10 protein-coding genes are annotated in these 11,593 nt (G+C 45.8%); all 10 read right to left on the bottom strand.

The features are described from left to right. Positions 1 to 196: 196 nt before the first annotated feature. The 10 genes from U9Q77_04735 to U9Q77_04690 all read right to left on the bottom strand — a co-directional run bounded on the left by U9Q77_04735 (position 197) and on the right by U9Q77_04690 (position 11,585). Complete coding sequence (locus U9Q77_04735; protein ID MEA3286663.1) at positions 197 to 706, bottom strand: DUF6125 family protein; 510 nt, start codon at positions 704 to 706, stop codon at positions 197 to 199. A 289-nt stretch (positions 707 to 995) separates the two neighbouring features. Next, the gene (locus U9Q77_04730; GenBank protein MEA3286662.1) at positions 996 to 1,379 is read right to left on the bottom strand and encodes a NifB/NifX family molybdenum-iron cluster-binding protein; all 384 of its coding nucleotides are present in this window, start codon (positions 1,377 to 1,379) and stop codon (positions 996 to 998) included. Beyond that, positions 1,376 to 1,864 (bottom strand): DUF134 domain-containing protein, encoded by a 489-nt coding sequence (locus U9Q77_04725; GenBank protein MEA3286661.1) that lies wholly within the window; start codon positions 1,862 to 1,864, stop codon positions 1,376 to 1,378. The genes U9Q77_04730 and U9Q77_04725 overlap by 4 nt, the downstream gene beginning before the upstream one ends. Before the next feature lie 136 nt (positions 1,865 to 2,000). Continuing rightward, positions 2,001 to 3,617, bottom strand: a complete 1,617-nt coding sequence (locus U9Q77_04720; protein ID MEA3286660.1) for a cytochrome c3 family protein — start codon at positions 3,615 to 3,617, stop codon at positions 2,001 to 2,003. Continuing rightward, positions 3,614 to 5,221 carry a hypothetical protein gene (locus U9Q77_04715; protein MEA3286659.1) on the bottom strand — a complete coding sequence of 536 codons (1,608 nt, stop codon included), beginning with the start codon at positions 5,219 to 5,221 and terminating at the stop codon, positions 3,614 to 3,616. Before U9Q77_04715 ends, U9Q77_04720 begins: the two co-directional genes overlap by 4 nt. Before the next feature lie 2 nt (positions 5,222 to 5,223). Next, entirely contained in the window at positions 5,224 to 6,237 is a 1,014-nt protein-coding gene (locus tag U9Q77_04710; GenBank protein MEA3286658.1) for a hypothetical protein, read from the bottom strand. Further along, positions 6,237 to 8,300 carry a cytochrome c3 family protein gene (locus tag U9Q77_04705; GenBank protein ID MEA3286657.1) on the bottom strand — a complete coding sequence of 688 codons (2,064 nt, stop codon included), beginning with the start codon at positions 8,298 to 8,300 and terminating at the stop codon, positions 6,237 to 6,239. Before U9Q77_04705 ends, U9Q77_04710 begins: the two co-directional genes overlap by 1 nt. Next, complete coding sequence (locus U9Q77_04700; GenBank protein MEA3286656.1) at positions 8,297 to 9,148, bottom strand: NHL repeat-containing protein; 852 nt, start codon at positions 9,146 to 9,148, stop codon at positions 8,297 to 8,299. The genes U9Q77_04705 and U9Q77_04700 overlap by 4 nt, the downstream gene beginning before the upstream one ends. Positions 9,149 to 9,151: 3 nt before the next feature. Beyond that, entirely contained in the window at positions 9,152 to 9,913 is a 762-nt protein-coding gene (locus U9Q77_04695) for a hypothetical protein (GenBank protein ID MEA3286655.1), read from the bottom strand. Continuing rightward, positions 9,906 to 11,585: a cytochrome b/b6 domain-containing protein gene (locus U9Q77_04690; GenBank protein MEA3286654.1), complete on the bottom strand. Its 1,680-nt coding sequence runs from the start codon at positions 11,583 to 11,585 to the stop codon at positions 9,906 to 9,908. Before U9Q77_04690 ends, U9Q77_04695 begins: the two co-directional genes overlap by 8 nt. Positions 11,586 to 11,593 lie beyond the last annotated feature (8 nt).

Here is an 11,593-nt window from a genome sequence, read left to right as displayed (position 1 = left end):
CCCGGTTTTAGGATAAAAAAAACCCCCGGTGATGAGCCGAGGTTTTGGTCGAGGAGAGTCGCTCACCATTCATTAATTATGGTAAACCGTTAAAACGGTTCGTTGAATCATAGATAATCAGCAGCCCACGACTTAAGTCGTGGGTTTCTGTATTCTTAGGAGACCTACAACCGTTTCAACGGTTTATTTACTGACCCTAATTGATCGTAAACTTCCAGGCGCAGTAATACTCCTCTGGATGTGCATCCGGTGGACAGGCAATGCACAAAGTTGAGATCCTTGGATCAATGGTTCTGGCAAATTCGGTATACTCGACGATCCCAACGGATTTGCAGGGGAAATCCGGCAATCCATGTCTTTTTCTAGCAGATTGGACCCGACAATCGTTCATCCGAAAGACAAAACTGGTTTCAGTCTCATCTATGACTTCCTGAATATTCAGGCGAGCATACAATCGGTAGTTTAGAGCCTTCTTCAGTCCTTCCAGACCTGAATTCGGGGGTATATCATGACGTTTCATGATCCGCCGGGCTTCAATAACCGTAAATCTCCGCCACGCCTCAGTGTCACAGGCAATGGCTGCATCCATCCCAAAATCCTTTTCCACAGCTTGAAACCATAATCCATCATGGGCTAGCCAGTTCTTGGCAAAATCATCCATCATTCCGATGAGTTGTTCACGCGTAAGTTCTTTCAAATCTGACATTTCAATTCCTGTAACATTTGTTCATTGACGCCCTCGCAAAAAGTCCCTCTCGCCCGCCTGCGTATAACTTCGTGCGGGCAGGCAGAGCACGCAGAGCGCTGTATTGAGCCTGTCGAAATGACGCAAAGTGTTGATTATTATAAACATACGCCATATTTTCGTAACCTATTATAATTATTGTAGTTAAGCGGTCACTGAGCCCAGTCGAAGTGTCGATATTCATATTTTTTCAAATACTTTTTGCGGTTCCGTCTTCATTATCATCAACACTTGCAATACTCAGAAAGGATTAATGCTCGCAACCCTTTTCAGGATTGTCTTTTAGCGTTCCCTCTATGTATGCCTTCAGCGCCCCATCAACAGTAACTTGATCTGTGATCACGGATTGAATATTCGCTCCTCTGAGATCATCATAGATCCGGCGCCCCATCCCCCGGGCCAGGACGAACTGACAATCAGACAATGCTGCCAGGATAGATGAGTGAGAATGACCATGCCTGGCTTGCTCACTGTGCTGATGCTCCTTCTGCTGCATGTGCATGGAAAATGTGTTAGGCCGGTATTCCTCTGATATAACTTTACCACCTTCGATTTCCGCAATCACAAATCCTAGTGTTCGTCCAAAGTGTTGTGCGATCGTCGTGCGATCGTCTGATGCAATTCCAATTTTCATTGCTGTTTCCTCCGTTTGAGCCATAAGTTATGATATTCTGAGCCTTCTTTCAGCATTCTTGCTCCACAACTTGGGCATTTTGCTGATTGACAGGGCAATCCAGGTTTATGAATTTCTTTTGTTTCACATTTGGGGCAAATGCAAAAGCGGGAATCTTCCTCACCAGTGGTGATTGGTTGTCGGTGACGTACATTTCCGCCATGGATATTGAGTACTTTTCCGTTGATCAATGAATCAGCCACTTTTTGATGGGCGCTCTTGAGAATACGACCTAGGGTCTGTCTGGAAACATTCATCATGCGAGCTGCATCAACCTGATACAATCCTTCCAGGTCCGTTAGCCTTAAGGCTTCCAATTCATCCAGAGCCATCTCCACCCGCTCGCCTCCTTTTCGGCAATTCGGTGCAAAATGAGAGGCAGTCAGAGCATGCTGTATGCGTCTGCATTGCTTTGGTCGACCACGTTTTTTTTCGGAATCTGACATGGATCAATATAGGCATATGCCCATTATTATAAAGAACTATTTGTTATTAGACAGTTTTAGTTTTAGAGCATTGAATCGTAGATGATCAGCAACCCACGACTTGAGTCGTGGGTTGCCAAGCATTAAAATAGTTGAATCAATAACTCTGACTGGGATGAGCCTTATCGTGGCATCTCAATGTGCAGGAGCCGTGTCCCGGTTCGGTTCGAACCACTGCCAGGACTCCATTTAAGGGCTGAATAAAACTGGCATTAAGATCAATCAAGCCTGGATATTCAATACTCCCATGGGGGTCGTGACAAGCCGAACAGGCGTATCCAGCATCCTGTATATGAAGTTGATGAAATTTGAAACCATTGCTTTGAACCACCCGTTGCTCCTCATGACATCTGAAACAGAGTTGGTTCTCTTCCAGGCTGGCAAAAGGAAAATCAGTATAGGAGGCTTTCAATATGTGGGGGATATTCGATCCATGAGGACCTTTGGTTCCAAGCGGATCGTCATTGCCATGACAATCAGAACACTGGAGCATGGATTGTTCACTCCATTCCGGTTTCAGGCTTGGTACAAATGGATTGTTACCAGGAGCTTCAATAGGATGAAAGCTCATATTGGTTCGGGCAAATAAAAGACCGACGTTGTTCCCAAATGTGGCATTCTGATTCATACCATGACATTTATAGCAGGTCTCATACTCATAATCAGAAATTGCTTTGGAGAAACCCCGACTGTCAACTCCAGGCACGTAAATTTGGGAACCATCAATAAAAGGTGAGTGTGTATGATCTGAGGCAGCATGAGGATTGTGACAATCACTACAGCTAACAGAGCGGTCTCCAGCCAGACCTGAACTCCAATTATCCATGGGTTCAGCTTGAGCGACTCCGGGTGAATTCCATCTGATGGGGTGACTGAAGGTCTTGTCAAAGACAGCTTCCAGATCCGTTTCACTGGCTACTTCTTGATCTGAATCTGCTGAGCCATCGTGACAACTCAAACACAGTGTATTTTCATCTGATGTCAATAAGTTTGCCGTTGGAGGAACCGCATGAATATCATGACAGGCGGCGCAAGCCATTTCACTCATGGCCGAAAATCGTGGATCCGCTGGGTTTCCATGAGTGGAAAGCTCCCAATTTGCCATTTCATGACAATCAAAACAGATCTGTGATGCCTCAGCTTCTATTCGCAGAAAGTCTCCTCGTTCATTATTGTGCGGATCATGGCAGGTCACACAGGTGATCGCTCCAGTCTCTGATATGACCAACGGGCTGTCCGATGAGGGAAGATGAGTTTCTAAGTCATTCTCCGGGAAAGCAAATAAATGTAAATTATGGTTCTTGTTTCTCAGTCCATCTCCACCCAGTAGTGACACTTGTTGATGAGGGCTGGTCTGGCGATGATGGAAACCGGGAGCCATGCTGCCATCATGACAGAATAAACAGCTCCGACTATTTGCCTCGGCTGGTAAGAGCTCCCCCGCTCCCGAATCAACAACTTTTTCTACATTAAAATCTTTGATTGCTTCCTTGCGATACCAGAGTGCTTCTACAGGAGCCATTTTGGAAGGGGTATGGCATTGCCGGCACAAAGTATAATCCTGGACTGTGGAATCACTACCTGCCAGAGCATCTTTACCAAAAAAGTTGTGAGGTGTGAAAGCGATCTTGCTCTTTTCAAGTAGTTCCTGTTCAATTTGTCCACATACTGCGAAAGCCAAAACCAGGACAGTTAGACATGTTCTAATGATCATATTTGCCTCACAAAGCGCAGCCAAATGCGCGAATCTTGCTCCAGAGCAGTACTTGGTGAACCAGCACTCTGCAATTCTAGCGCATAGCTGAATAGATCTGTTCTAAATTTCAAAATGGCACTTAACCATAGATAGTCGGGATAGATCTCAGATTGAAATCGATACGAACTGTTAAAATTACAGCTGAGATTCGAGGTAACCCGCCGGAAGAATCTGGTATTCAGAGAGAAGCGCAGATCACTGTCCGGATCCCGAATATCCAGAACCGTTTGATAATAAACTGCAAATTGATTTTTTTGGCTGAAGGTCTTGAAATAGAGCTCATCAATAATGGCATTTTTGAGAGTATCTGGTGAGAAATCAAGATCAGAACCGATGTGGGTATGTACCTTTATGTGGTTCCCCACTTGATGACGTCCCCCTGGTAGAAAGGTCGTTGTCAGGCGCAGTTTATGGCGGATATCGTAACGCGGATCACCTGTTTCATCAATTCTTTGGAAGAATTCAGCACTCAGATCATCGCGTATCTGCAAGGTGATAATTTTGGAATTGATCAACTGTTTCGATTCAGTCGCCTGTAGTAATACATCGATCCCTTTTCCATAGCGATATGATTCTTTAAAGCCGGCATCCAGATTCCCCCTGACGAATCCCTGGCGTCCTACATTCCAGTGGGTGCTAACGCCGTAAGACCGCCAATGGAAGATATCAAGTGAATCTGGAACCGTTACCTGATTACCCCGAAAGACCAGATCCAGACCAAATGTCGGCCGCCATTGGAAACGATATCTCAGATCGTAATTACGACGCAGTAATGTTTGGGAACCATAGGCAAAATCACCCTGACTAAAACGAGCCCAGATCTTTTGGCGCTGTGACAACTGATAATTCAAACGATGAGAGAGCCGCCAGAAATTATAGTCTCCAGTCAAATAAATTGAGTTTGAAGCTGTCCAATACAGATTCTTAAAGGGACTACCACCCCATTGCAGGGAAGTCATACCAGCCTGCTGGCTGGCTAAAGTATCTCGACTCCAGATATCGCTTTCGCCAGTTAAACGAAATTGCATTCCTGCCAGGCGCTGATCTATATGTAGTTGGACAAATTGTTGATTGGTTCGGATACTATCCCGATGATTGATTTCCTGTGACCGTATACCGGTAGCGATGGACAGACGAGTACCACTTGAGAAATGGGCACCAAGCTTTATACCATGTACAAATTCCTTATACTCCAGTGAATCAGAAAATACTTGCATGGGGTTGCGTAGCCGGGAGTATGAAAAAAGAGCCAGGTCCATGAACTTAGCCGGTTTTAAGCTGGTTCGAATACCGTATTCTGGAGTAATCTGAGTTTTGGAAAAGGTTGTATTCCCCCGGAGCACGCCTCCCAAAGTCAGCTTGTAATTCAAATTCAATAGAGCATTGCTGCACCCTTGTAAGCCCCAGGCAATGCGTTCCTGGTGAACAAAACTGCTACCGGATTCACGGGTACTATCCAGATCGAAACTAAGATTGCTTTCAATGAATCCTGTTTGCCCTATGGGAGCCGCCAGCGTTGCAGAAACCAATAACATCAGTAGCAGTAACAGTCGAGCTAACACAATCATCTCCCCTGGGCCAAATAATGAAAGACCTGCACCCGATTATTATATTGGTCCACAATATAAAGGTTGTCTTGCGCATCGAAGGTCAGAGCCGCCGGCAATAGAAACTCTCCGGGCTGGCTGCCATGTTCTCCCCAGAAATACAACAGTGCCCCGCTGGGATCAAATATCTGAACATTTCCGAAAGCTGCATCTGATACAAAAACATAACCATCTGAAGAGATGGCAAGTCCACGCGGATATGAGAAGCTACCTGGAACACGATCATAACCACCAAACCCTGATAAATACTTGTAATCTGGCGATAAAAATTCTACTCGGCGGGTCAAGCCATCAAGTATTACAAGATTGCCTTCGCTGGTAAAATCCACATCCAGAGGTGCTTTAAGGATTTGTCTACCCAAACGGGTATTGTTCAATCGCGTTTTTAACTGACCGTTGGTGTCCGTGATCAAAATCTGATGGCCAGGAGTATCAATAATATATAATTCATCTGTATGGGGATTGGCTTTAAGTCGTCCCGGCCGTTGCAGGCCTTCGATCTCAAGTGTGCCCAAATTATTAAGCTTCAAATCAAATTGGTGTATCAACCCCGTTTCAGCATCAGAAACATAGATCACACCATTGATCAGGGCAATACCTTGAGGAGACACGAACAGTCTTTCACCAAAGGTCACTACCGACTTTAGCTCACCTGCATCACTAAACTGATACCTCAGAACCCTGGCTGCATCAGCATCAACAACAAAAATTTCGCCAGCTTCCCCTGCTGTAACGGCACTTGGTCTCACCAGAAAAAGTGACGCAGTGGGTCCTGTGATCTTGCCCCATAAACGTTTTAAAAATCCATCCTGAGATGTAGGTCCCTCACCCAAAAAATACTCAAACGTAAGGAACGGTTGATTCATATCTGCCGGAAAGGATAAGGACTCGACCTGTGGACTTTTCGCTGCACAGGAGATGATGATTATTGCCAACATACAGGTAATAAACACTTTAAATGTTTTAGCCATTAGTAACGTTTCCTCTTCACCGGATCGTGGTAATAATTGTATTTCCAGAGAGTATTGGCTCCATGACAATCAGTACACAGGGTCTTATGACTGGGATTTCTGAGAAAGGATGTCATATAATCGCCTTCGTCATTTTCTGATAAAGGTTGCCTAAAAGCTTCTTTGAAAGACCATTGGTGCGGGTCGTGACAGGTGAAACAATCAACAAAGCCGAACATTTCGCCAGGCTTATCACGATCAAAGAGCGGGAAATCGATCCAATCACCGGTGCCTCGGGCATTGTGGGTCAAGGTTCCGTATTCATGGGGATGATTCCAGGCCAGGGGGACTTTTTCAGCACCACTGGCTTCAGCCTGATGACAGGAAAAACAAAATTTTTCATTATAGGTTTCACCAGCCGCCTCATCCCAAACACTGAGAATCCCAAATTCAGTTTTTGAATTATGGGCAGTATGGCAGAAAGAACAGGCATTCTGATCACCATCACTTAGATCATGATCGGTCTTTAGAACGGTCCCTTGTTCCTCATGGCAACTGAGACAAAGACCAGGTTCCGGCCAATTGCTTATCCGCAGAAATGAATTTGCATCATTGCCAACCAGGTCTACTGCTTGCGAATGCTCTCGCACTGCACCCCACTGGTGGGGATCATGACAGGTAATACAGGTCAGCTCTCCAGCATGGGTTGGCAGATCTTCAGTGACTTGAAGCTGCATTCCCATGGGATGATCAAATCCGCCGACCGTAGTGGGATAGTGGACCTCTGTATGACAAGATTCACATAAGCTCCTGGTCAGGTCTGAGTCGTTAGCGCCAGTGACCTTTAGCCCTGCAGCTCCATGGGTGTCATGACAGACAGAACACTGGCCATTAAATGCTCCAGTACTGCGAAAATGCTGCTGAAATCCTTCACGCACCACACTGTGGTCTGAATCTTTGATCATTTTCTGTTCATGATGACAAGCTGTACATAACTGCCCCTGGGCATCATCAGGTAAGCGCAGGAAGGATGTATATTCACTCCCCTCCTCGTTGGTTGCTGTCACAGCAGCATGCTTTTGTGAATATTCCCACTGATGGGGATCATGGCAGGAAGTACAGAGCAACTTATCACCTGCATTGATTCCCAGGGCAGGAATATCCATTTCAAGATGCTGGCCACCCACCGGATGTCCTGAATGAGTAATTGATTTCTCGCGAGCCAGGCCGTTGTTCATGTGACAGGATAAACAATAACCATTTTTTCCTGCTTCAGCCTCTAACCCGGTGAACCACATAAATTCACCGCCACCATTGTGACTTATATGGCAGGGTGCACAGACATCCTGATCTTCCAGACTGGGACCGATGGTATTGTTTTTATTCTGCAAGGTGGTAGTCAGATCATGATCGGTCAGTTGAATATTAAAATAGGGTTCATGACAGGCTGAACAAAGTTCACTGCGATCCTTGCCAGCGACACCGGTGACGCCCTGATCACCATGGATCGGATGACAGGTCATGCATTCCAACTGCTCATTTTCACCAAAGAATGGATTTCCGGGTAGATTATGTTGAGTAACCTGCACATGAATGGGATGGCTGGCATGATTCGCTGCTTGATCAGAATGACAATCCAGACACATCGCTGAATTATTAACCTCTACTCTTAAAAAGGGAGCCAAGCCGCCTGCCCGTTCAGGTTTGAGAGCGTGAGGCGTGTGACAGGTACCGCAATATATCTCATCCTCGGCACCCAGAGGCAAGCCCTGAACGTTGATATGGGTCTTATCTAAATTGACCTGGTGATTGGTTGAGCTGAATACTTCACGTGAGTCCATAACATAGCCATCATGGCAGGAAATACACATCTCCCGATCACTGACAACAGCTGGCTTACCATCAATAATGGTGCTGGTAGAAATCTCCGGTAGTAACTGACCAGGATTATCCAAGTCATGGTGCCACTGGGCGTGGCAGATCACACATTCTTTCTCATCATTTCTATTTCGTGAAAGCTGTCCCCAGACCAATGTAGGGATCAAACAGGAGAGCAGGCAAACGATCAGATATCTTTTGTTCATCGGATCTTGATCCCTAGAACATCACCGGTGCCACTCTCAACCACCCACAACATATCCTCAGTTCCCCAAACCAGACCCAGCGGATTCTCCAGGCGCAAATATTCTGAATTTCCAGTGGTCAAAACGGTCCCCTGGCTGCTCTGGCTTTTAAAAAAGTGAATCGATCCTGTAAAACTATCCGTGATCACAAAAGGGCCAGCGGGATGAGCCGCAATTCCCTTAGGCCTATATAAACTTCCCTGTGTAATACCCCAATCAGCGATCTGACCACGATAACTTCCATCAACATTAAACAATTGGATCCGACCATTTAAAACATCACAAACAAAAATGCGGCGCTCTTTACCCAGACTGATGGTCGAGGGATAATTGAAGGTCGGGCCCACTGTACCCTTGTGGCCAATGCTGTTTTTAATATGTCCTTGCCGATCAAGTATTAGGATCTGGTGACCATCATTATCCACTACCCATAGCCGATCACCAACAGGTAAAACATCGGTTGCATCGATCTCTGGAGTGAGTGGCAACTGGGCTTTGAGCACCAAATATTTGTCCAGGATAAACACAGCATTTGCTTCAGTATCAGTTATCAGTAGTCCACCTTTAAGATCAGCGGCCAATCCCAAAGGTCGTTTTAACTCGGCAAATCGCAAGACTTCATGTTTTCCGCTTTGATCAAATACAAGTACGCGACTATTAACTCCATCAGCGACACAAATACGGCCATCCTCCAGCAGGGCAATATCAGTAGGACGATCCATACCGGCCTGAAAGCGGTGTATGATCTCTGCCGACGGTTGAGCCAAAACCGCTGTGACAAGAATAATAAAAAGAAGCAGATGTTTCATCGTCTAGAAGCTCGGAATGTAAAATTCATCATATTTTTGATAGACTGATGGCGTACTGAGGGTGCTTAGCTCCAAAGCGCGCTCCTCTGAATAACCCAGTTTGGACCAATCGATGACCGGCTTCTGGTTATGGCAATTTTCACAGGTAAGAGCCGATTCAAGATCCTGACGATAGTTATTCTTGCAGAGTTGATCCTGTTTGGTCCGATCATTTTTGATATCTTCAGTTAATTGGCTCAAAAATCCAGGGTCGGTCTGTCCGGTAAAAGCAGGGGTGTTGGAATTGAAACCCACCAGTTGAACTGCCATAAGCGGACTGTCAGGCAGCAAAACCTTAGCTACCGTTGCGCGTTCAATATCAACCCAATGATAGTTCTCGGCGATCTCCGCTGTGTGGCAGGTTTGGCAGGCGATGAAATTACCATGCATATTCAAGAAGGCGCGCCATTTGATATCTTTATTATGGGGTAACGGTGTGTGACAGCTCAAACAGTTCGAACGGTATTCCTGTTCGATAAAATTGACCGCAGGGTAATAGTGGAAGTTCTCCAGGGAGGCTTGCAAATCCTTCCCGATATTTTCAACTACAAAAGCAGGATCAGCCTTTATGCTGGCCGTATCTGCCAAAGCATCCTCCACCAGATCACTGGAAGTCAGGGTAGCTTTGGTACCAATACGCTCGAAAAAAGCAAAGGTCATGATCAAGCCGGTAACGGTGAGCAGGACAAAGAACACATAACCCAGGGCAAAGAATCGTCTACGCATGATATTCCTCCGTGAACTCGTCTGCATCAAGCCCATGTTCTTCTTCAACTTCATGTTCAGAGATATATCCCGTGGCCCAGGCTCGACTCATGGGGAATTTCCCAGGTCGCCAGTGGACCAGATAAAAGTGCCAGACAATGATCGCCAGAACGGCCAGAATAGCCTCCAGAGAATGAACCAGTCTGGCAACATCCACCCAAAATTTGGGTCCGAGATGTTCCAACCAGAGGATCACACCAGTAGCTGTCATCACCAGAGTACCCCAGGCAAATGCCAGATATTCCATTTTTTCAGCGTAATTGAAATAAGGCATTTTTGGCGGGTCTTTTTTAATATTCAACAAGTAGCCAATATTATGTACGATGTTAACCGCATCAACTGGCTTGGGAATCATGGCCATTAAGAGTTTACGACCCCGTCTGGTGAAAATGGCATAGCCAATGTGATAGATACTAACAGCAGTCAGAGCGATGGCAAAAATGCGGTGAATCCATTGTCTGAGAGCTCCCAGAAACAGCCAATCCGGCACCCAGGCCACATCATTCAGCGGTGGTATCCAGAGTAGGGCTCCGGTGATTGCCAGTCCAGTGAATGAGACAAATACAATGATATGTGAGATTCGCTCAGCTTTATTCAGCCGTAGGAAGAAGCGTTGTTCTGATGAAGGCGGCATGGGATGTTCTTTGAGCACCCTCCGGGTCTTCAGAAAATCCAGGAAATTATGGAGCAGCATAAATCCTATCACGCCAACGATCAACAGGATATAGACATTCTTAACCCAGAATAAGACTTCAGACTTCCAGCCAGTATAGCGGAAGTGCATGGAACCTGTTACAAAAGAATCACTGGCACCCTCATGGCAACCGACACCGCCACAGGTCTCACCCACTTGCAGAGGATGGACAGTGGATCGCACATCTGACTGAGGGAAAACGGAATGATAATCGTGACAATCCGAGCATACTGGTAAACGATCATCACCAAAGGTAAAACCGACTCCGTGGTAAGTATCCATGAATGAGGCTACCATATTGTCCTGAAAAATACCTCCTACCAGAGTTGAATCAGTATGACAATTGGCGCAGACCGTCATTTTGCGTTCCTGGGTCCAGAATTCGTGTGAATTACCATGGAATTCCATGTGTTTGATGGCGTAGGTCAAGCCCTCGGGTTGATGACATTTTGAGCAATTGCTGCTGATCTCAGAAAAGATGAGTCCCTCAGTTGATATCTGCTGGGGATTGATATGGCAACTTTTACAACTCGGTTTGAATTCATCAGATTCATCATTTCGCATGCCATGAGCTGAGGCTTCCAGCTTCTCGACCACAGGAGCATGACTAAAAGGGGTTCCGCTAAAGGGATCTTCAATGTGGCAGGATTGGGCGCAATCCACTGTTTTCGGAGTAGGATCATGGGGAATATTGGTCACATCAGAGTGACAGGCAGTACAGGTCAAACGAGCATGTACAGAATTTTGGAAAGCTGCCTCATCAATAAAAAAATTATGAAATTCACCAGAGGCATCCATACGACCAAAAAGTTTGTACTGATGGCAACTCATGCAGTTCTCTTCATCTGCTAGAAGGGTTATGGAAAAGCCTAAAAGCAAACAGAGGAGCAGGTTCTTCAACAGTGAGTGTCTGAGTGTTTGGGTGGATTTATGATTCATTTAAACCT

It is taken from the genome of Candidatus Neomarinimicrobiota bacterium (genome assembly GCA_034716895.1).
Classification (GTDB): Bacteria; Fidelibacterota; UBA8477; order UBA8477; family JABMPR01; genus JABMPR01.
The sequence above is the reverse complement of the archived record's forward strand: the minus strand, read 5'-3'. Positions and strand labels throughout refer to the sequence as shown.